This window comes from Ignicoccus islandicus DSM 13165, assembly GCF_001481685.1.
GTDB lineage: Archaea > Thermoproteota > Thermoprotei_A > Sulfolobales > Ignicoccaceae > Ignicoccus > Ignicoccus islandicus.
On record NZ_CP006867.1, the window covers coordinates 366,370 to 388,012 of the forward strand.

At 44.8% G+C, this 21,643-nt stretch carries 19 protein-coding genes; 14 read left to right on the forward strand and 5 right to left on the reverse strand.

The window, feature by feature from the left end; genetic code table 11:
• Positions 1-3 precede the first annotated feature (3 nt).
• The 3 genes from EYM_RS02090 to EYM_RS02100 all read right to left on the reverse strand — a co-directional run bounded on the left by EYM_RS02090 (position 4) and on the right by EYM_RS02100 (position 4,409).
• Entirely contained in the window at positions 4-2,097 is a 2,094-nt protein-coding gene (locus EYM_RS02090) for an NADH-quinone oxidoreductase subunit 5 family protein (protein WP_075049459.1), read from the reverse strand.
• 58 nt (positions 2,098-2,155) lie between these two features.
• Positions 2,156-3,412 carry a TldD/PmbA family protein gene (locus EYM_RS02095; protein WP_075049460.1) on the reverse strand — a complete coding sequence of 419 codons (1,257 nt, stop codon included), beginning with the start codon at positions 3,410-3,412 and terminating at the stop codon, positions 2,156-2,158.
• A gap of 91 nt (positions 3,413-3,503) precedes the next feature.
• A complete protein-coding gene (locus EYM_RS02100) occupies positions 3,504-4,409 on the reverse strand; it encodes a hypothetical protein (protein ID WP_075049461.1) in 906 nt (301 codons plus the stop codon).
• Between the two features lie 124 nt (positions 4,410-4,533).
• Here EYM_RS02100 and EYM_RS02105 point away from each other — a divergent pair, with 124 nt between their 5' ends.
• Positions 4,534-4,950 (forward strand): hypothetical protein, encoded by a 417-nt coding sequence (locus tag EYM_RS02105; RefSeq protein ID WP_075049462.1) that lies wholly within the window; start codon positions 4,534-4,536, stop codon positions 4,948-4,950.
• Here the strand turns inward: EYM_RS02105 and EYM_RS02110 are convergent.
• The gene (locus EYM_RS02110; protein WP_075049463.1) at positions 4,938-7,019 is read right to left on the reverse strand and encodes a YncE family protein; all 2,082 of its coding nucleotides are present in this window, start codon (positions 7,017-7,019) and stop codon (positions 4,938-4,940) included. The two genes, EYM_RS02105 and EYM_RS02110, sit on opposite strands and share 13 nt — an antisense overlap.
• Before the next feature lie 80 nt (positions 7,020-7,099).
• On the opposite strand from EYM_RS02110, the gene EYM_RS02115 reads away from it, so the two are divergent.
• Complete coding sequence (locus tag EYM_RS02115; RefSeq protein WP_075049464.1) at positions 7,100-7,393, forward strand: hypothetical protein; 294 nt, start codon at positions 7,100-7,102, stop codon at positions 7,391-7,393.
• 64 nt (positions 7,394-7,457) lie between these two features.
• The gene (locus tag EYM_RS02120; protein ID WP_075049465.1) at positions 7,458-8,492 is read left to right on the forward strand and encodes a WD40 repeat domain-containing protein; all 1,035 of its coding nucleotides are present in this window, start codon (positions 7,458-7,460) and stop codon (positions 8,490-8,492) included.
• Positions 8,493-8,503: 11 nt separating this feature from the next.
• Here EYM_RS02120 and EYM_RS02125 read toward each other — a convergent pair whose 3' ends face one another.
• Positions 8,504-10,873 (reverse strand): valine--tRNA ligase, encoded by a 2,370-nt coding sequence (locus tag EYM_RS02125; RefSeq protein ID WP_075049466.1) that lies wholly within the window; start codon positions 10,871-10,873, stop codon positions 8,504-8,506.
• A gap of 1,022 nt (positions 10,874-11,895) precedes the next feature.
• On the opposite strand from EYM_RS02125, the gene EYM_RS02135 reads away from it, so the two are divergent.
• The 11 genes from EYM_RS02135 (at position 11,896) to EYM_RS02185 (ending at position 21,511) form a co-directional block, all read left to right on the forward strand.
• Entirely contained in the window at positions 11,896-12,441 is a 546-nt protein-coding gene (locus EYM_RS02135) for a hypothetical protein (protein ID WP_075049468.1), read from the forward strand.
• A gap of 427 nt (positions 12,442-12,868) precedes the next feature.
• Positions 12,869-15,067, forward strand: a complete 2,199-nt coding sequence (locus tag EYM_RS02140; RefSeq protein ID WP_157058726.1) for a hypothetical protein — start codon at positions 12,869-12,871, stop codon at positions 15,065-15,067.
• A complete protein-coding gene (locus EYM_RS02145; RefSeq protein ID WP_075049470.1) occupies positions 15,064-15,900 on the forward strand; it encodes a hypothetical protein in 837 nt (278 codons plus the stop codon). The genes EYM_RS02140 and EYM_RS02145 overlap by 4 nt, the downstream gene beginning before the upstream one ends.
• 111 nt (positions 15,901-16,011) lie before the next feature.
• Entirely contained in the window at positions 16,012-16,887 is an 876-nt protein-coding gene (locus EYM_RS02150; protein WP_075049471.1) for a metallophosphoesterase family protein, read from the forward strand.
• A 118-nt stretch (positions 16,888-17,005) separates the two neighbouring features.
• Positions 17,006-18,457 (forward strand): radical SAM/SPASM domain-containing protein, encoded by a 1,452-nt coding sequence (locus tag EYM_RS02155; RefSeq protein WP_075049472.1) that lies wholly within the window; start codon positions 17,006-17,008, stop codon positions 18,455-18,457.
• A 45-nt stretch (positions 18,458-18,502) separates the two neighbouring features.
• Positions 18,503-19,345, forward strand: coding sequence for a lysine biosynthesis protein LysX (lysX, locus tag EYM_RS02160; protein WP_075049473.1), 843 nt, complete (start codon positions 18,503-18,505; stop codon positions 19,343-19,345).
• Between the two features lie 11 nt (positions 19,346-19,356).
• Positions 19,357-19,614 carry a MoaD/ThiS family protein gene (locus tag EYM_RS02165; RefSeq protein ID WP_236943446.1) on the forward strand — a complete coding sequence of 86 codons (258 nt, stop codon included), beginning with the start codon at positions 19,357-19,359 and terminating at the stop codon, positions 19,612-19,614.
• An 8-nt stretch (positions 19,615-19,622) separates the two neighbouring features.
• The gene (locus tag EYM_RS02170) at positions 19,623-20,366 is read left to right on the forward strand and encodes a 4-phosphopantoate--beta-alanine ligase (RefSeq protein WP_075049475.1); all 744 of its coding nucleotides are present in this window, start codon (positions 19,623-19,625) and stop codon (positions 20,364-20,366) included.
• Between the two features lie 2 nt (positions 20,367-20,368).
• Entirely contained in the window at positions 20,369-20,761 is a 393-nt protein-coding gene (locus EYM_RS02175; RefSeq protein WP_075049476.1) for a hypothetical protein, read from the forward strand.
• 280 nt (positions 20,762-21,041) lie between these two features.
• Positions 21,042-21,269, forward strand: coding sequence for a hypothetical protein (locus tag EYM_RS02180; RefSeq protein WP_075049477.1), 228 nt, complete (start codon positions 21,042-21,044; stop codon positions 21,267-21,269).
• A gap of 8 nt (positions 21,270-21,277) precedes the next feature.
• The gene (locus EYM_RS02185) at positions 21,278-21,511 is read left to right on the forward strand and encodes a hypothetical protein (protein ID WP_075049478.1); all 234 of its coding nucleotides are present in this window, start codon (positions 21,278-21,280) and stop codon (positions 21,509-21,511) included.
• Positions 21,512-21,643 lie beyond the last annotated feature (132 nt).

Below are 21,643 nucleotides of genomic sequence, written 5' to 3' on the forward strand. Positions count from 1 at the left end.
TTCTTACCACCCCACGCCTATAGTTAGAATTAACGTTATCACGATTACCAATGCTAGACCAGCCACCGAAAGGACGAGGTATAGGTTTATATCTCCCGATTGTAGACGCCATAAAGCCCTTCCAATTCTAACTGCGGCCCTCGCCAAACCATCTATTACCTTTTCGTCCCACAAGTCCTCGTCTGCTAACCTGACGCTCACTGCCCAGCTCCAAGCATAGAACCTACCTATAACGAAAGCAGTGTTTACTAAGAAGTTGGTGTAGGCTCTTTCTACTAGATCAGTGATCTTTGCAACTACCCTTATCCAGAAGTTGGCTACCCCATGATATAGCTCGTGGAACCATAATTCTTTATATAGAGGATACCATATGTAATAAATGAGTTTGTTCTTAACTATTCCATAAAGCGAGTAGTAAGCTATTGGAGTTAGGAAACCTAGTATCGCTAAAGTTAGAGCCACGTTACCCAAAGGCAACTCGACTTTCTCACCGTGAGCGTGGGCGTGGTAGTGAAGGGCCTCCTCAAGCGTATATACTATTATCGGACCGGAGACGAGTACTATGGCAGCCAATGATACTAGCGCGAACCTCATGGCGGGTCCGGCGTCGTGAACGCTCGCTTCCGGATGACCTTCCTTCCATCTCTCGTTACCGAAGAAGGTTAAGTAAAGCAATCTACCGCTATAAAATCCAGTTAGACCAGCAGCCACTGTTAACAAGATACCGACTATGGTTGAATGGGGAACTGGGCTGTGCAATGAGCTCTCAATTATCAGTTCCTTCGACCACCATCCCGCGAACGGCGGTATGCCTACTAGGCTCAGTAAGGCTATCAAGGTTGTAAAGAAGGTCACCTTCATGTATTTCCATAGACCACCCATGTTGAACATGTCCCTAGATTCGTAGGGATCGTGAAGGACGTGCTCTAATGCGTGAATAACGGCGCCTGCCCCTAGGAAGAGGAGCGCCTTGAAGAAGGCATGTATGTATAGGTGAGCTGCGCCGGCCAGCAAGCTTCCGAGGCCTAGGGCAGCGAACATGTAGCCGAGTTGGCTCATGGTTGAGAATGCTATTACTTTCTTTATATCTCTGGCAGCTGAACCGAAGAGTCCGGCCACGAAAGCGGTAATGGCACCTATTAGAGCGATCGCGTCCATTAAGCTCAGGTTGTAAATTACGTAGGACTCGTAAAGCGGGAAGAGTCTAGCTATGAGGTAAGCTCCGGCAGCAACCATAGTAGCCGAGTGAAGAACTGCCGAAACGGTAGTTGGGCCCTCCATTGCATCTGAGAGCCAAGGGTGGAAGGGCATTTGAGCGCTCTTTCCTAACGCTCCTATGCTCACGCCAACGAGAATAGCAGTTAAAGCGACTGCCCCGAATAGCTTCTGATGAGTAAGTTCTATACTATGGGAAATTTGGAGAACGTTGCCCGTTCCGGCTAACGCAATTAAGGCCCCAACGCCAGCTAGGAAGAACACGTCCGCCGTCCTAGTAACCAATATGGCCTTCCTTCCAGCTCTAACTGCGTTAGGACCGACCTTGGGGTGGTACCAGTAGTACGAAATAAGAAGGAACGAGGCCGCTCCTACGAGCTCCCAGAACAGCAATATCAAGATGAGGTTTGAAGATAACACTATTCCTTCCATAGAGGCCAAGAAGAGAAGCATTTCGCTGTAGTACCTATGAGGTCCCCTGGCGCCTTCCATGTATTCCCAACTATAGACCAAATCGAGGAACGTTATGATTGCAACGACCAAAGCCATGATGGAAGATATAGTATCTATTAGTAAGCTGAAGTAATTCTCGTGATGACCCACTGGGTACCACGGATAGTACTTCACTTCCAGCTCGTTACCTATGCCTACCGCAGCGAGCGCGATAGCTGCCAAGAGCGTTATTCCAGCTCCTAGGACTCCGAGGGACCACTCCCACCAGTCCTCCCTCTCGCCGGCCCAAGAGGGCTTCACGCGCTTAATTCTATTTTTGTATAAAGGCGTTAAGAGGACTACTATACTCAGCAGTAACGGTAGGGCTATCGGAACTATCGCTACTGGAGGTACCCACCAAGGAACGGGAGAGTGGGTGATGGTCTCCACTTTAGCACCCTTCCAGAAAAAGAGGGCCGATTGATAAAAGGACTACGCGTTCTGATCATTAGGTCAGGCGGGCTCTTAGAAGCAGGCCCGGAGTATAAATTGACCCAACCCATCTACCTTCCTTACCTGTATCGAGAAGTCCTTCGTTTAGGAGATCTAGTACGTTAGCGCTTAGGACCGCTTCCACGTGTTCGCCCTCGTAGAACGCAGGTGAGAGGACTACGCTCATGTAACCCGTCTCCGGGCTCGCAGTGTGAAGTCCGGTTAGGCCTAAGACTTTAACGCCTTCTTCGCTAGCGTTACCGGCTCTAACTATTAGATTGGTGTAGGTAGGGGAAGGCTTGGAGAAGGGATCCTCTCTGAAGCCCCTGCCCTTCTCAATGCCTAATTTATAGCCCCACATTAAGTCCGCTAGGAAGCCCTTGACAACGCCTTTCTCAATAAGGGTCAAGGGCTCGCTCCTCACGCCTTCGTGATCGCATCCGTGAGAGGACGGACCTCCAGATAACCTCGGATGGTCGTCTACGCTCAACTTCTCCGAGAACGCCTTCTTACCTAGTGAAGAGGCCAACGGACTGTGACCTTTGGCTACTTCGTCTGCCATGAACATTTCGATTAAAAAGTCCAAAAGCTCCGCAGAGGCCCTTGGATCGAAGAAGAGCTCCTTCTCGCCTTCGATCCTCTTAGGCCTTATCCTTAAGGCAGCTGCCTCTTCAAAGAGCTTCGAGGTTACTTCGCTAGGTTCGGGCAACTTAGCGTGAGACGTGAAAACGTCCCATACGCTCTTACTAGTGTAGCCACCTTCCTTCTTGCTTACGCTAACGGTCATGGAGGCTTGAGTTGATCTTTCCTCAAATGCCGTGCCCTCGGTATTAGCTATAGCCCAATAAGTAGAGCCAACCGAGATAGAGGAACTTAAGGAGTAACCTTCCTTGAATTCGATGCCTTTAGCTATATCCTCCAGCTCCCCTATTCCCACGTTTTCGAGGGAGGGAGAGTAAATGCCGGCTACTTTCTGACACTTTGATGAAGGGAATCCTTCCCACCATGGTATTTCCTGAGCGAGGTTCGAAATCTTGATCGCTTCCTCGTAGAGCGAGGTAATGATCTCCTTCAAGTCCTTGGTACCGATAGTAGAGGACGCAATTCCAAGTCTCTTGTTCCTCTCAACCCTTACGCTGACTGCACCTACTACTCCGCCCTTGACACCAACTAACTTGTTGTCCTCTATTTCTATATTGTTGTTCTTTTCAATATAGATGAAAACCTCAGCGTTCTCCAATCCTTTAATTGCGCTATCGATCTCTTCTAACAAATCGCTCCTCCACTTGAAAGCTTGGTAAGGAAGATGAAGAAAGTTTTCGTGACGGCATGGGAATGTTGTTATCCAAGGGAGATTAGGGACTTCACTTCGATTTCTGGTCTTGGTCAGCCCCTAACAGTTTCGCTAAGATATCCATTATAGTACCAGCGTCAATTTGATCGCGAGTATTACACTCACAGCAGAATAAGTAGGAATAGATTAGGGCCATTGCATCGCCTAGCCAGGGGCAATAGGGGAACTTGAAGTTATTGTTATCGCTTGATAACGCTGCCCTGACAACTTCATAGAACCATTCCGACCTATCTTTAAGTTTTCCAGTAGCTTTCAAGTAGGTTACGGCTGCTGCTAAAGAGAGGAATTTGCAAAATTGTGTGTTTAGCTTCCCTTTCACGTTGTTTAAAGCACTAGCGAAATTGGAGGCTTTATTATCACCGTAACATGTATCCAGCATATATATAAGGTCTTTGAGAGTATTCTTTATAGCTTTTACCAATTCGTTCTTCTTCTTATCTTCATCAATATCTTTTCCTAGTATTCTCTTTAAGAGATCTTCTCCTTTCATCTCTGATATCTTCTCATGCATCTCTTTTAGTGAACTTAGCAGTCCTTGTACGGTTTTACAATCTCCGTTGCTTGTCCCATAGTTTTCTATAAGCCCGACTAGTTCATTCACACACCTATTTATTTCAAATGCCTTAGCAACATTTTGATCGACGTCCCTTAGTTTATTTTTGATCTTTATACAAATAGCTTCGGTCACTTTTCTAATTAGTTCGCGGGCCTTCTCGTTACTTGAGAAGCTACATAAATCTAATTCGTTATTATTCCCGCTCTTATTTTTACCAGTTTGGATCTTCTTGTATATGAGTTCATTCATGAGCTCATTGATTACATCTTTTACCTCTACCGACTCTTTTGCGTCCTTTTTCAGTGTTATCTCGAGTAACTCGTTGAGCTTATATAAACCAGATTTGCTAGAGTTAGACACTCCCTTTTCACCTATCGAGTTTCTCGCATGATGGATTCATATATCTAACTTCTTAGAATGTTCTACGCCAATTAGAGTGTAATTACATTACTGTATTAGTTGGTAAGGTTGATCGGGGATTGAAGTGTATATCAAATTTAAACAAGGATCTATAAAAGTAGAAGTGATAGGGAACGCATTATACGTAGGAGACGAAATAGTTCTGGATGCGAGAACAATAACGTTTCCGAAAGGAAGCAAGGTTTACTACGCTGAACCTACTAAGAAGAAAATGGTTATAGTAATAGAACATCCTCCGATAAGGTTCGTTGAAGATCCACCTAGGGTAGACTTAGTCGCTAACGATAGGTTTTACTATATGGGGTTCGATGTCAGAGCAACAGACCTGGATTTCGAAAAGTACCTAACAGTAGTAGTACCAGGTTCGTTTTTATATGATTACGTTATAGTTACTTCAAACAAGAGCGAAGTCGCTATGAGCGCAAAGAGGAAAGCATATCTAGAGGAAACTGAAAAAAGTTCGATTATTTACTTATTGTAAGCCCTTCGCTTGAGTAACTTGCGAGAAGCTATGGAAGCCAACCCACCAATCAATGCAACAGACGGAATGCCCTTTTCGGCGCCACTAGAGCTACTGGTTATAATGAGTTCTGACTGCGATGCTGCTATCGGAGTTACTTTATATATTTTCGCATATCCAAATAGAGAAGCTACTACTATCTTGTCACCGCTCCATGCTACATGTCCAAAATCAACTGGATTCACTCTACCCAAAACTTCTCCATCCCTATTAACAACTAAAAGTTTTGAACTCGAAAGTAAAGCTAAGTAGTTGCAATCTTGTGAAAAGGCTTCCATATGAATCCATGGAGATTTATCTATATCTATTAGGTGTGAATTATCAATAACGGGAGTACTGAAAGTCTTTTCCCAGAGAACTTTAGCATGTGAAGGATCGCTTATATCTATCATAGATCTTGTTAGGTAGCTTCGCGTTAGTAAATAGCTTCCGCACGACTCAATTCTTTTAATATGATGAGATTTAGGATTATTTTTAAATATTATTGTTTTGAACGTTATTTTTCCGTCTCTAGGGTTCACTGTGTATAAGTACAAGTAATAGTGTGCATTTCCACTATCGTCATCTTTACTAACTTCCAAGAATAAGTAGAATTGATCATTAGAATTAGACCTTGCAATGAATACTTCTGTAAGACTCCCATCGACAGTGCTCACATTCAATTCAGTTTCCCACTTAAGAGTACCAGAGTAGTCGAGCTTAACGCACTTTACTAACTTTTGGGAAGAATTGAGATTACATAATGCTATACCGTCTTCAATGATGAGTGGGTACTTGGCTGAGAGAATACCTTGAGTGTTTATTTCATTAATAAGGGTTCCGTTTTTGTTAACTAAATAGACACTGTTACCGGTACCTAAGGCGAAGAATCCATTGTAGTAATCTATACTATAAATATTTCCATCAGTATTGATGAGGTTAACTAGGTCTCCTTCTATTGTTTCTATTATGAAAATATTATGAAACGAGGCTCCTATATATCCATCTGGTGTGACTTCCAAGTTTCTTATGAGGAAAAATTCAAAATCGAGGGACGATATTGATTCTTTTATTGAAAACTCTATTATTTTCTCTATTTTAACCTTAAGACCCATCAAGGAGGGGGTTGGCGGAGAGAGCGCGCTCTCATCGACAGTAAATGCATAGATTTCTCCCGGAGTTACAGCGAATAAATTATTGTTCTGCCAGAACACAAAGAACGTGTTTGGGACTACTTTCGTGAATACGAGCTTTCCTGTAATATCAAATACCTTCAATCGTCCAGTGTCAACGTCACCGACGGCTATATATCGGCAATCGGGCGAGAACGCTATTTTCTCAAAAGGTTCTCCTCCTGCTTCCGAGCTTTCCCAAACAACTGAGGGAACTACTTTCGATATATCCATCAAATAAAGATTAGTTAGAGTTAGCACAGCTAAATAATTTCCACAAGTGGTCATAGCTACAGCGGTGAAACGTCCCCCTAGGTTAAAGGAACTCTCTGCTACGTTCCTACCGTTCTCTAAATCAAGGACATAGATTTTACCAACTGGTAATAAGGAATAGTAAAAGTATTTCCCACGAACCGCACCAGCTGTAGCTTCATGTGGATAACGTAATGTTATAGTCCATTTGGTACTTCCATTAAGGTCTACTAACTTAATATCACTACCATAAAGTAGTATTCCGTAATCCGTTGTCTCGGCTCTATAGACACTAGCATCTTGGATAGTGAGCGTTTTCCATAAGCTCCCGTTCTCATATATTAGCCAGAGTTTATCCCCCTCCGGTTCCATAACGATAAACAAGCCTTTGTTATAAACTATGTCTGAAATATCCCCATAAACATTAACTTTAGCAATGAAGTTCCCATATCTATCAAACAAGTAAACTAAGTCTCTATCCGTGAGGACAGCTAAGGTACCGCTATCGGAAACAGCGGCCGAAACTATAGTTCCATCAACTTTTTGCATCCACTTTAAATCTAGGTTCAGAGAGAAGCCTATCGAGGCTATAATTAGTATTACTATTAAGCTATTCAGATTTTTCATTACTTACCAGCACACGCAGAAAGATTTACGAACTCATCCTTAAAAAGTGAGCTAGCAAAAGGAAAGGGTAGGTTAGGGCGATGGGTTACGACCCCTTACTAGTAATAGTATTGAGTCTGATAACTCTAATGGTAGTTACCTCAATTATGTTTAAAATGAATGTAGTATTAAGCGCTGGTATAGGAAGCGTTTCCGCTGCTGTAGGTGGCCTCGGTTCATATTTAATATGTACTATACTATTCCCCTCGACTTCTCCAATAATATGTGCAACGATAGGGTCTATATCAAGCATGTGGAGTTCGGTATTGACTCTATACCTAAGCGCTAGCTTGCAACAACAAGGAATAGGCTTAACAATGTATATTCATGGATAATCAGTAAGCGTTAACTTATTAGATGCGGTTTTGTAGGAGTAGCTTGAGTTGAAGGAGAAGAATATTGAAACTAGTTACAGTAATTTTAGTCTCCATAGCATTGGTTGTCATTAACGCATACGATTTAGTTCTGGTATGGGAAACGCACGAACCTAAAGACGGAATACTCAAAATAACATTTTCAGATAATGGACACTTGGGAGTAGCCTCCGGGGATAAGTGCGCTTACGTATTCGATGCGAACGGTTCGCTACTTGGTAAGAAGTGTGGAAGCAAAGGCATGAGAGATGTCGATTATTCCAATGGTACTTTTGCTTTCAGTAACTATGACGATTACGTGTATTTACTTTGGGAAAACGGAACTTATTGGAAAGAAATATACGTTGGCGATGAAAGGAACGTAGCAGTTGAGATGCTAGGAAACGGCTTTGTAGTTTGCGAATCTCATTGCACTCGTTACGATTTACAAGGAAACGTGATATGGGACCGGGTCGTTACTGATAGGTACGTTATAGATTTAGAAAGTAGTGGTAATTACCTTTATTTAACTAATTTTAAAGGTACGCATAGTTACTTAGAAGTTAGAAACTTGAGCGACGGTAGCTTAGTAACGAACATAGATCATGAAAACAACGTCATAAAGAACTTAGCCTTGAGGGGGAACTTCCTAATAGCTTCATCGTTCGGAGTTAGCTACGTTTACGATATCTCAGATCCTCAGAACGTAAGTATTCTCGGAGCTCTGGGTCCGGCCGAGGATTTCGCTATCTCGCCAGATAGTAGCTACGCAGTAATGGTCAACTCAAGTAAAGTAGTTATCTATAACACCCAAGGAGAAGCGATATACGAGGCTCCGATTTCTAATGCACTGAGAGTAGATTGGTGGAACAACTTAATTGCAATAGGTTTCGAAGACGGTACCGTAAAGGTCTATAAGTTCTTAATTGAAGATGAGGAACCTCAAGAGGAGGTCGCTACAACAGTACTTCATACAGAGACGAATACTCAGAGCACGGAATCACAAAGCGTTTCAGGAATACCTTTCATTAGTATAGCCGTAATTCCGCTAACAAGACTTAAGAGGAAGTTGAGAAAGTAGCTAGGTGATTTTTATAGTATATTGTGGAGGGCTCTGAAGTCCTCCTCGAAGCCCTCTAGACCGCTAACGTCTATTCCATGCTCCTCTAGTTCTCTCAAGCTAATTGGATCCTTTAGCTTTCTTTTTAGAACCTCTTTCTTCAATTTCCATACTTGGGAATTGAGTTCCATAACCCTCCTACCTATTTCCAGTTCCCTCTCGAAGTTCCACTCCTTCCTGGGTTTGGGCATCTCTTGAGCGTGGACGCTTTCCTTCGAATACAGCTGTCTCCAAACGTAATCGGTTATGGCTGGAGCGATTGGAGCGAGGACCAATAGAACGTGCTTGAGGGATTGGTGGAGGGCGTACCAAGCCCCCATAGCGTCTTCCTCAGTGAACCTTTCGTCTAGCAATCTCGCCCTCTTCTTGCTCAGCTCGATGTAGTGGGAGGCGAGCTTATCCCAAACGAAGTGGTATATCTCTTCCGCTACAGCGTGGAAGTCCAGTTCCTCGTAAGCTCGGTTTATTTTCTCTAGGGACTGATTTAACTCGGCCAATATCCACTTATCCGTTGCTCTTAATTGGGCGTTATCAACTATTGGGAAGGAGCTAATGTATCTCGCAACGTTAAGTAGTTTGGTAAGGAATTTGTACGCGCCTAAGATCTTGCTCTCAATGACCCTGTAGTTCTCACCGGGCTTCACTTCTAGGGCTATCCAGAACCTGGTCGCGTCTGCACCGTACTTATCGAGGATTTCCTCCGGTTTTATTACGTTTCCGTACCTCTTGCTCATTTTCCGGCCTTTCTCATCCAATCCCATTCCATTGATGAAGACCCATTCGAAAGCTCTCTTGCCAGTTAATTGGTGAACCCTAAGGAGGGTATAGTAGAGCCAAGTTCTAATTATGTCGTATCCTTGAGGCCTTAGCTTAGTGCCCTCTAGGAACGTCTTCCTCCAGAACTCCTCGTCCCTCAAGTATTTCGTTATGTATAGAATTGATATTGAGGAGTCCATCCACGTATCGAAAACTCTCTTCTCGCCTTCCCATTCAGACGATCCGCACTTAGGACACCTATCTATAGGCGGATTCTCCTTCCATGGCCTGTAGTACTTACCTGGCGGGGGAACGTACTTGTAGCCACATTTCTTGCAAGTCCAAACCGGTATTTCTGTTGCATAGAACCTCCTTCGAGAAATTGGCCAATCGGTAGTAACTGAATCGATCCATTGAATTAAGTTGGCCCTGTACCTCTCGGGTTGCCACTTCATTTCATAGGCGTACTTCTTTAGAACGTCCTTGTAAGGCAATTGCTTTAGGTAGTATTCCTTCATTGGAATTATTTCAATTTCCGTTTCGCATCTCTCGTGCACGGGTACTTTGTGAACTATCTTCTCTACTTTCACTAAGTAACCTTCTTCCTTTAGTATCTCTACTATTTTCTTCTTGGCTTCCTTAACCTTGAGACCTTTAATAGGACCGGCGCACTCGGTCATTCTTCCATCGATATCTATTGCTTTTATGGGCTTGAGGTTCAGCTCTCTAAACAGTTGAACGTCCCTCCAATCTCCAAACGAACAAACCATCATGGCGCCTGTACCGAAGTTCGGGTCTGCCATTTTGTGAGGAATAATCGGAATCTCTCTATTGTATATCGGCACTACCGCTATCTTCCCATGGAACCTCTTGTACCTCTCGTCGTCCGGGTGCACTATTACGGCTTGACACGCGCAAAGGAGCTCCGGCCTGGTAGTCGCTATAGTTATGAATTCGTTGGTTTCCTTCACTCTGAAGTTTACGTAAGCTAGTATGCCCTCCCTCTCTTTATACTCGACCTCGGCGTCCGCTATGGTAGTTTTGCACTTAGGGCACCAGTTGTTAGGCCTCTCGGCCTCGTATATCAGGCCCTCGTTCCAAAGCCTTATGAAAGTCGCTTGAGTAAGAGCTCTATAGTCAGGAGAATCGGTCATATATGCGTTATCTATATCTGCAGCAATTAACAACCTCTTCAAAACGTTCTTCATGTTAACTACGAACTCGTCCAATGCCTTCCTACAAGCCTCTAGGAACTTCTCCCTATCCGTGTTCCAAGGCGTTAAGCCCAGGTATTTCTCTACGTAAAGTTCGATTGGGAGGCCGTTCCTATCGAAACCTATCGGATAAAGCACTTCGTACCCTAACATCCTCATGGCTCTCGCTATCATGTCGTGTAGCGAATAGCTAACGGCTGCCCCAATGTGCCAAACGGGAGCTGGATAGGGCGGTGGTGTATCTATTACGAACTTCGGTTTGGGGGAATTGACGTCGAACTTCCACCAGTCCTCCTTTTCCCACCATTGCCTTACTTCATTCTCTATTTTAAAGTCCCATCTCTTTAGTTCTATCTTCGGCTTGAACTCCATTTCCTGGCTCCTTTCGTTCAATCCATGGGAGTGAAAAATTAACGCTTTCCGTGAGATCTCCTTAGTCAATCAAGTGTGATCTGATTCAAGGGTCAAGATTTATATGTTTTATAGGTTTTCTTGAAGTCTTTCCCTGATACGTTCTTCTATTTGTTTTGTATTCGATTTCGATCCTAGTACTTCTCTGAAAGGAAGAAGCAAGTAAATCACTCCAGTACAGTGATTACATGAATACAATGGAAAGAATATGGCGGTGCTTCGCCTCCTTTTCTCTCCTTGTCGCCTTGGCCCTCCCAAATGGGGGACAAGGTTGTAGCCGTTCAAACTATGATAGAGGAGAAGATAAACGAATAGGTTCTAATAGGAATCGTATTTAGGTCTAATTACAGCCTTTCCTATCGAATCCATAAGCTCTTCTACCTTCTTTGTACTACTTGGGACAATCCCTACGTCAATAACACTCAAGCTCGGCACGTTATCAATTAGGTTAAATGAGCTAGCTCATCCAGTTTTTCTGCTTTTAACATTGTGTATTCCGAACATAAACTTTAACAGAGCGAGTTTCAATGTACCTTCGGGTAAGCTAATACTTATAGGGAAACTTTCTTCTACTATTTTGTAATCAAGCTTATTTCTATTATTTATAAAGCTAGCTAAAGCAATCCTGCTGAGCCATCTCATTCTTCCAATTATCGAATAAGATCTAGGACCTCCTACGAAGAGTAACTCTCCGTTAATTAATTTAAAATTCTTACCTTGAGCGTCTTCGCCCATATAGGGCGTTCAATTCACGAATCTGAGTTTTACTCTTGGAAGATCCTTTAATATTCCCTTACTAAATTCGCTTAACTCATAAAGAAAAAGGATATATTTCTTTAGGTTATCACCGGATCGTAATCGTAACTGTAGATTGGACGACACAACTAGAGGATCTGATCATCGAAATCAAGCTTTTCAGATCTTCGCCTCGCTCTCAACCTTTTTACCTTCCCCTCCCAATTAACTCCCTTCGGGAACATTGATTGTCCCTCCCCGATCAACTGCTCGACCTAGCCTTCCAGTACGCTTCCCAGAAGTTCGCGGAAATACTCGATAAGCTCAGAGCTGGCAAGCCCATTACTGATTCCGAAGCGAACTTCATTTTGCTCTTCATGGTCCTTAATCAAACCAAAGTGAGTTACGATAGCTTGTACAAGCAAATGGAGCTCAACAGGATGGAATTGAGGGAAGTCGAGAAGAGGCTGGAGAAGAGGATTGATGAGACTGATAAGAGGATAGAAGAAGTTGAAGCTAGGTTAAACAAGAGGATAGATGAGGTGAAGGAAGAGCTCAATAGGAGGATAGATGACGTTAGGAGCGAACTAAACGGTAGGATAGATGAGACCAATAGGAGGATCGATCAATTACGGGAAGAGATGAAGCTCATGGAAGAGAGGTTAAACAAGAGGATGGACGACATAGAGCAATCGATCGACGAATTGAAGGCGGGAATGGCGGGATTGAACTCCCAGATGAAGTTGGTAACGGACATGCTGGGCAAAGTGGTGGAAGCGCTGGCTAAGAGATAGTGGAGAAGAATTGTAATCGCAAATCGTGGATCCAGTGATGAAATGGTGGCGTAGATATATACTGACGATAAACAGCTAGAAGAAAAATCGTATTATACAGAATTTCTAGTAATACGAGCTTAGGTAAAGGAAGATGTCTAAGAGTTGCAGATCTAATGAGTCACTCCCAGAGACCGTTTTGAGAGTTATCAGAGGGAGGATAGGAAGGGACTTCGGCGTACCATTTATTATTGCCTCAATATATATGTTATTCTTCATAGAACTTTCGCGGGGGATAGACTATATTACCTCCATTCTTCTTCTGTCTTTCTACATACTAGCTACCGAAAAGGGGCTTCATCAAAGGTCATATAAACTCATTCGAAATTTAGTTTCGAGGTGGAAATTTCGTGGCAGATACTTGATGTCTTTCAGAAGATTGGGGGAAATGCTACGACCTTTTCAAGAGTTTATCATAGCATTTTTAGTAGCAGTTTTATCAGACGAAGCGTTGCGTGCTACAGCCAGCGTTATAGTAAACGCTACTGAAATATCGATTCGGCTCTTTACTGAGTTAATTGGAACATCGTTCGTTCAAGGTATATTGTACATAACGCAGCACTTCATATTGGGCATAATAAATATATTTTCACCAGTAAGTCCTGCGTTAGTAACGACGTTGGTAGTTCTATTATATAGCTTTGTATTAGTAAAGGGGATACTCAGAGTTTCGTCGCCGGATCCAAATGATCCTACGAAGAGTCTCTTATACAGGGAAGTAATACGTGATACTATAGATGACTTTGATAAGGCTTTGGGTAACTTAAAGAGAGAAGAGCGTTTAGCGATAAGAGGTATTGCAATTGCTCTAGGTTTAGTTACGGGTCTCGTACTCATCTTAGGATCTAGAGATACTAGGCTATCCCACATCTCGCTACTTCTATCTCTAGCTGCAGGGTACGTTTTCTATAAGCATATAGAGCCTCGTTACGTAGCGATGAAGTCGCGAGAGAGGATAGAGAGCGGTAATAATCTCCTCGAAAACGTTTACCTCAAGCGATTGCAACGCTTTGGGAGCCTTTCACCGGAATTCAAGAGCACTGCGACTTTCATATTTTCATCTCTAATCATATACGTATTTCAGTTAGAGTCGAGAAACCGTAAATTCGAGCGGATATACGTACCGAAAGAGGTGAGATGGGAAGGGGGCAAGTTAAAGGCCGAATACGTGCGAGTCTATCCACCGAATGAGATCGGAATTATAGAAGTAGAGGCTACACCTACTCCCAAGATCCGAACTGGGACTACTAATAGAAACGCTGTACTGGAAGTACGCACTACTATTAATGACGACATTGACAGTGAATGGAACAACGTGAAGTTTGAACTGAGCCTCGAAGACGTACATGGAAACATATGGAGGGCGTTTCTTATTAATGAAAGCGACTTCAGCTTCGGTATTGTCGCGTTCTTCGCGCCCGGTGCTACAGAGATTCTCTGTAAACCTGGTCTAAAAGTTAGACCTTACTTAGAGCCGAAGTTCGACTCGGATGTCCATGGCTTAATTGAGAGGTTCCTCCCATCGTACGTAGTGAAGGATCTTGATAAACACTTAAAGGGTACTGGCTTCAGTAATCTCAAGCCAAGACTCGTAGACCTCAGCAAGGACGTAAGCAATGATTTCATTAGCATTAGCTTTGCAGTAACTACTGCTAGAGACGAGTTCTTGATCCACAAGTCGCCCGATTACGTATTTGGGCCGAGCTATGAGAGAAGTATAAGGGACGTCATAGAGCCTCATTTATTTAAACTGAGTTTCCACTTCACTTGTAATAGCGTAACGCCCGAAGGCCCCCTACAAGAAATCCGGAAAGGAGGCGTCATAAATTTACTACCCTTACCAAATCCCGTAGGAACCGACTTAATAGTAGTTACTAAAGATGGATACATATTGTTCCAATATAGAAGCGGTGGTGCAACCCTAGCTGCTGAAAGAGGAAACTTTGCCCATGCCATCTCCGGAGGTCTAGATTTCTCTACAGTGAAAAATGTCATCAGTAAATACGAGGGTAGAGCTCAATACGAAAATTGTAACGATTTTCTTGAAGAGTTATCAAGGCAAGAGGAAGGCGAGGAAGAGGAAGTTAGCATATCTGATGAAGAAATAGGTAGAGCAACCCTCGCGATATCAATTACCAGAAACGCTTTGTATCTGGGCCTCCCTGGGTTCTTCGGTTTCAAGAGGTACGACGAAGACTGGAATAACGTTAAGGAAAGACGTGATGCACTGATACAACTAGGTCTAGAGAGTAGAAACGTCTTGGCAGTTAAGTTACCGGAAACTATCGCTCCCAGTAAGGTAACGAACGAGTTCCTAGAATCACTAATAAAGAACTGGATCCTTTACGTATTCAGGTACAGCGCAACCAAGGACGAAGCGATAGTAAACGATTTCGAGGAAAGGATAGACGTTATTGAGAGGGGTGGAAAGGAAGTCTCCGCGGACGCACGGAAGTCCGTAACCAAGAGCTTCTTGAATTACAATAACTACAGTGCGATCTTGGCCGTATCTATACTCTCCCTTCTCCAGTATTACTACTGCAATAAAATGGGGTGGAAAGAAATTAGCGAGGTGGGAGCGAAGTGAAGTTCGAATGTATAGCAGCTTTTACCTCAAAGAGTCCATCGAAAACCTATAACGAGGACCAAGCGATCTGCACCGACTACTTGGCAGCGGTAATTGACGGAGCCTCGCCGTTAGTAAATGACCTTCAAGCGAAGCTTCGGACGAGGTGGCTAGTGGACGAAATAGTTTCGGAACTAATCTCGCTTAAGGGCGATTTAAGGAGCGGCTTGAACGATTTAATAGATTCCCTTAGGTCGAAGTACGAGTTAAAGTTCGGTTTTCCAAGCAATGTCGGGAAATACGAACTACCGTCCGCTGCTGCTTCAATAACCAAACTCAATGCTGAGGGATTAGAGTACGCTGTGTTCGCGGACTCCCCGCTAGTAATCACCTTCAAGGGAGGTGGGGAGAAGGTAATTACCGATGACTCTATTAAGGAGCTCGACCAAGTAGTAGTGAATAGAATAGAGGAGTTAATGGCTGAAGGCTTAAGCTTCAACGAAGCCCTCAAGGAAGTACGACCGATATTAAGGAAGAATAGGGAGATGATGTGCATAGGCTATAGCGTGATAGCGCCTCTGGGTGAATGCAAGCGCAACTTTATATACGGAAAAATGAACCTCGAAAGCGTAGAATACTTGGCGTTAATGAGCGATGGAATGGCTAGGTTAGTCGATACGTACGGGTTCTTCCGGAGCTATAGGGAAATGATGTTATATGGAATTGAAAATGGATTCGGTGATTTGCTTAGAATTCTGCGGGAAATAGAAAGGGAAGATGAAGGCGTGAAAGTGTTCAAAAGAGTTAGCGTCTACGACGACGCCTCCTTAGTGGTCTTGCGCCCGTCTCCGTAAACTTTGATATCGAATGAGTACTCGTGGACCTAACTGTTTCGCTCGAAACGGATAAGGTTTACGGAAAACCGTTAAATCGCTTAACCTACATACGTAAATAGAGGTGGAGATTTGAACCTAGAGGACCTCCCAACTGACTCACTGAGCGAATTCCTGGCAGCAACGGAAACTTTAAGCTGTTCTGATCTGGGCGAGCTCCTAGAACAAGGGATATCACTGCTGGATCCCAAGCCCCAAGAGCTGGACCCATCGAAGCCCGCGCTCTTTCACGGAGATCTACATGGCGATATAGAAACTCCTTTTGAGGTATGGAGGAAAGTTGGCGATATCAAAGGCTTTAACTTGATATTCCTTGGAGATTACGTCGATAGGGGTCCCAATCAAATAGAGACCCTCCTATTGGTTCTATCTCTAAAGGCAAAGAGGCCGGAAGAGGTCGCCGTATTAAGGGGTAATCACGAGCCTCCGAGGAACCTCATACCTTCCCCTCACGATTACCCAATAGAGCTAAGGGAGAGGTGTGGGGACGAAATGGAACTATACGAACTTTCCCTGAAGCTCTTCGATAGGATGCCGTTGTTCGCTATTTACGGACGATATCTAGGCGTACACGGAGGCCCTCCCTTTAGGAAGGGTTGCAAGGGTATTTCGTGTTTAGATCAGCCCGACCTAGAAGCTGTGCTTTGGAGCGATCCGGACGAGCTCTTAGGAGAGGAGATATGCGCCTACGAGGATCCCTTGGAGAAATGTATTGAAAGGAATTACTATAGAGGCGCCGGTTACATATGGGGCGCTGGGGCAACGAGGGAGTTCCTAGAGGCGACCGGCTTTGAGAAAATAGTAAGGGGTCACACTGCGGTCAATGGAATAGCGTTCACCCATAGGAATAGGGTGATAACGCTATTCACTAGGAGAGGTCCTCCGTACTACAACGAGAGGGCGGCGGCACTGCTCGTTAAAGGCGAAGAGAAGGCAGTGTTGGTTTGAGACTTAAATGGTTGATCTATCCCGAGTGAGAGATTCCTAATTATTACACCAATAAAATTCTATTTCCTAACTGCCCAATAATAATATTTGGATTACTTCCTAACCTCGGTAAACCGCCATGGGGATGAACGGGATACTAACCGGCATAAGGATGGCCTTCAATAATCCTATAATGAAAAAGATATTGAGCGACGTAGTTAGGGAAGTCGAATGTAACTACAACGGAGAAAAGGTGAGGATGAAGGTCTCAGATTACGTAATGTTGAAGTACGCCGGCGAAAAGGTTAACTGCGGGATAAGGGAGGAAATAGTTTACAAGACGTTAGCTGGAGTGTTCGACCTCTCTTTAAGGATCTTCAAGGGAAATAGGGAGGAGGTAGTTGAAGCGTTCCGAGACCCGGCGGTTAGGAGGGGCTTAACCCTCGTATTCGAAGGTTTGGCCAAGTACGGGGTAACTGTTCCCCAGAGGCTTCCCGCGCCCTTCTTAATTGTATGGAACTTCACTAACATGTGTAACTTGAGGTGCAAGCACTGCTACCAAAGGGCAGATAAGCCGTTACCGGACGAGCTTACCCTAGAGGAGAAACTCGCTGTAGTAGAGGACCTAGATAGGGCTGGGGTGGCTGCAGTCGCCCTCAGCGGAGGGGAGCCTACAATACATCCCCATTTCTTCAGAATAGTTGAAGAGCTGTCCTCTAGGGGAATCTACGTTGCCGTAGCAACCAACGGGTGGTTATTTTCGGAAAAGAAGTACCTCGCCAAGGCTAAGGAGAAGGGAGTTAGGTACGTAGAAGTGAGCGTTGACTCCGCCGATCCCCGAAAGCACGACGATTTCCGGGGAGTTCCCGGCTCTTGGAAGAAGGCCGTTCAAGCGTTAAGGAACGCTGTGGAACTAAAAGTGAACCACGCAATGGCAGTTACTATCACTAGGAACAACTTAGATGAGGTGGACGATATACTGAACTTGGCGGAAGAGCTTGGAATTTGGAGAGTTGTCTTCTTCAATTTCGTGCCCGTTGGAAGAGGTAAGGAAATAATTGACTTAGATCTAACTCCCGAAGAAAGAGAGGGGTTCATGAGGAAAATAGCAAAGGAGATGGTTAGGAGGAAGCTCGAGATATACACGACGGCTCCGCAATACAGCAGAGTCACAATGGAGGTCTTGGGAATAACGACCCCTACCCACTTCTCTGCCCCCATAAACAGCGGCTACAACAAGCTGGTCTCGGCTTTGGCCGAGTTCATAGGAGGATGCGGGGCTGGCAGGATATACGCGGCCTTGGAACCCAATGGGGACGTCACGCCTTGCGTTTTCCTACCCATAGTGGTCGGTAACGTGAGGCGGAAGAGCTTCAGGGAGATATGGGAGACGAGCGACCTCTTCCTTAAGCTTCGGGACAGGAGCAACTTAGCAGAGAACTGCAAGAGTTGTCCATATAGAGAGGTTTGCGGGGGCTGCAGAGCTAGGGCTTACGCTTACTTCAACGACCCCTTGGGCCCCGATCCCGGATGCATTATAAACAAGAAGTGGTTCGAATCGTTGAAGAGGGAGGCTGCAATTGCCCAATGAACCCTTTTTGCTTCTAGTTCGCGTTTAAGCCCTTGGGAGTTCGCTATGAAAGTAGCTCTGGCCTTCGATCACCCCAGATGGGAAGAGAAACACATACTTGAAGTAATAACTAGTATGGGCTACAAGGCCGTCCCAATCCCACTGAGATCTACCTCCCTAGACCTATCTAAGCCGAAGCTCGATGCGAACGTAGTAATTCAAAGGGCGATCAGCAGCGTTAGAGCTATTACTTCAACTTCTTACTTTGCAGCCGCAGGAGTTCCAGTGGTTAATTCTCTGTTTACCCAATTAATTTGCGATAACAAGGTACTAACTGATATGGCCTTGTCCAGGGCCGGCGTTCCGAGACCGAGGACTATAGTGGCTTACAGCGAAGAGGAGGCCATGAAGGCCGCGGAGGAACTGGGTTATCCGGTAGTGGTAAAGCCTATACAAGGGAGCTGGGGGAGGCTTCAAGCGTTAGCCAAGGACCCCGATACCCTCTTGACGGTGCTCGAGTTCAGGGAAGCCATGCCTAGTCCGCAATTCAAGGTTCATTACATACAAGAATTCGTCAAGAAACCAAATAGGGACATAAGGGCCTTCGTAGTAGGAGGCTCAGTTAGGACAGCAATATATAGGATCTCCTCCAATTGGAGGACTAACACAGCGCTGGGAGGTAAGGCCGAGCCGGCGAAAATAGATAGCGAATTGGAAGAGATAGTATTGAGGGCAGCTGGAGCGGTTGGAGGAGGAGTTCTCGGGGTGGACGTGGTTGAGGATCCCGAAAGAGGCTACCTAGTGCTCGAGGTTAATTCTAACGTAGATTTCAAGAACACGTATAGGGTAACTGGTCACGATTTGGCGAAAGACATAGTTGAATATGCAGTTAACTTAGCTAAGATGTGAGAGCCTTGAAGGTGAAGGTGAAGTTCTACGCTTACCTTCGCGAGAGCTTGGGTTCGGAGGACCAATTCGAGTGCAACTGCTCGACGGCAGAGGAATTGTTTCTCGAGCTCTTGAAGAGGTACCCCGTTTTGAAGGAAGAGAGGAAGCGGTACGAGGAGAGCGGCTTGGACTTGGGCGTCCTAATTAACGGTAGAGATTGGAGACACTTAAAGGAGATTAATTCCGCTGAAGTTAAGGTCTCCGTCTTCCCTCCCGCTGCCGGAGGTTAAGGGTCACATTGGTAGTCCCACCCGATCACCCACGCTATTACTCCCTCTTATATAGGGAGAGGTTGATAGAGAAGTTCAAAGAAGGAATAGTGGTGGCACAAGGTCTAATAGCCCACGGGAGAGGCGAAGCGTTCGATTACATACTAGGCGAGAGAACCGTTCCCAGCGCGTTAAAGGCGGAAAAGGCAGCTGCTGCCCTATTGAAGCTGGCTAAGAGACCGGTTGTGAGCGTTAACGGTAACGTTGCTGCCCTGGTACCGAGGGAATTGGTCAAGCTATCTGAGGCCTTGGGGTGCCCACTCGAGGTGAACCTCTTCTACAGATCCGAAGAGAGGGCCAAGAAAATAGCGGAGTTGCTTGAGGCCCATGGCGCAAGGGAAGTCCTTTGGGTCCCTGAGGAGGAGCTACCGAACCTCAGTAGCGAGAGGAGGAAGGTGTCCAAGAGAGGGATCGCAACGGCTGACGTAGTGCTCGTAGCCCTAGAGGACGGGGACCGGACGGAAGCCTTGAAGAAGTTGGGGAAGAAGGTAATAGCCATAGATCTAAACCCCTTCTCTAGGACCGCTAGAAGCGCAGACATATCGATTATCGATAACGTAATAAGAGCCATTCCAAACATAATTAAGTTCGTAAAAGAAATTAGCTACGAGGAAGCTAAGAAGGTATTAGAGGAATACGATAACTCCCTTACTTTAAAGGAATCAGTTAAGGAAATACGTGAGTGGCTGGATAAGATGATAGAGGAGATGTAAGAATGGACGCCTCTAAGGCAATCTACGAGGCAAGGAAGAAGTTAGTTAAGAAAGGCGTGGACGATCTAAAGGACACCATACCGTTTGAATACGTGCTTACGTGTCCCGATGAGTCCCAGTGGTTGAAGGTAGTGGTTAAGTTCAAAGATCCAAAGAAATCCACGATCTACGTAACTGATTTCCACGATTACTTGTATACCGTTTACCACACGGATCCGAAGATGTACGTAGTTGATAGGCTAGTTCCTACGGAAGGAGTCAGGCTCTTGGAGGGATGCGAGTTAGTTTACGGTAACGAGGAGGAAGTTAAGGCAGACCTAGAAAGGTTTAAGGAATTGGCGAAGGAGTTCCTTGAGAACCTCCAAGAAGTGATGAGAACCTTCAAAAGGGCTTGAGGCAGCTTTTAAGCTCTTCGATACCCGTATTTCGGGGACCCTGAAACTTGCTGGCGATACCAACGTTCTTTTTCGTTTAATAACTAACAGAGAGGCTTTCATCAAACTAAAGAGAGCTCACCACAGCGGTAAATTAAGGTGGTTCATTAGCTACGAGTTGCTCCAAGAGCTTAAGGAGCACGTAGACGTTATAGTTAAGTTAGCTATGAAACACGAAAGGAAGGCCGATTGCAAGGTAGCTTGAGAAGTAGGTGCTGAAACGCTTTTAGAGTTAGCTACCTTGGATTTCGGTACTACTGAACCTAACGTAGAGTGCTTTGAAGCATTGGAATTAGTTGCACTGAGGGATCCAGACGACGTTCACGTAGCCTCTTTAGCTATAAACGTGGCACCATCAATTCTAGTAAGCGACGATAAAAAGGCATTTAATAAAGAAGTTAAGGAGGCTTTAGCTAAGTATAAGGTTGAGGTGATGGGCTTTGCTGAACTCCTTAAACTCCTTGAGTAAGGAAATAGATGAGAGACTTTCAAAAGAGAACTATAGCTCTACTGATCCTCAAGTCTAAGGGCTTCAAGGTAGTCATACCGGAAATTAGGATAGGAGACAAGGTAGCCTACGGAATAGCTATACAAGGAGATAAGGCATACGTAGTGTTCCCAAACGGTTTAGAGGAAGAAATCAAGAAGGTTTTGAAGGTTAAGGAAGTGGTAGTAGTACCTTGGGTCCACAGGCCTGAGCGCGAGGAGTGAAACGCAACGTAAACCTAGCTGTTAAATCGCATCGTTACGTGAAGGGTCCTTAACCCGAAGGCCAAGGATTTAACTTAGTCTAAGCTTTTCTAGAAGATGCGAAAGTAATGACTAATCGCTCTCTGGTTCTTT

Bases quoted from the DNA above. Each gene is read 5' to 3' on its own strand.
- EYM_RS02110 (WP_075049463.1), bottom strand. From the start codon at position 7,019: ATGAAAAATCTGAATAGCTTAATAGTAATACTAATTATAGCCTCGATA.
- EYM_RS02115 (WP_075049464.1), top strand. From the start codon at position 7,100: ATGGGTTACGACCCCTTACTAGTAATAGTATTGAGTCTGATAACTCTA.
- EYM_RS02125 (WP_075049466.1), bottom strand. From the start codon at position 10,873: ATGGAGTTCAAGCCGAAGATAGAACTAAAGAGATGGGACTTTAAAATA.
- EYM_RS02140 (WP_157058726.1), top strand. From the start codon at position 12,869: ATGCTACGACCTTTTCAAGAGTTTATCATAGCATTTTTAGTAGCAGTT.
- EYM_RS02155 (WP_075049472.1), top strand. From the start codon at position 17,006: ATGGGGATGAACGGGATACTAACCGGCATAAGGATGGCCTTCAATAAT.
- lysX (WP_075049473.1), top strand. From the start codon at position 18,503: ATGAAAGTAGCTCTGGCCTTCGATCACCCCAGATGGGAAGAGAAACAC.
- EYM_RS02175 (WP_075049476.1), top strand. From the start codon at position 20,369: ATGGACGCCTCTAAGGCAATCTACGAGGCAAGGAAGAAGTTAGTTAAG.
- EYM_RS02185 (WP_075049478.1), top strand. From the start codon at position 21,278: ATGAGAGACTTTCAAAAGAGAACTATAGCTCTACTGATCCTCAAGTCT.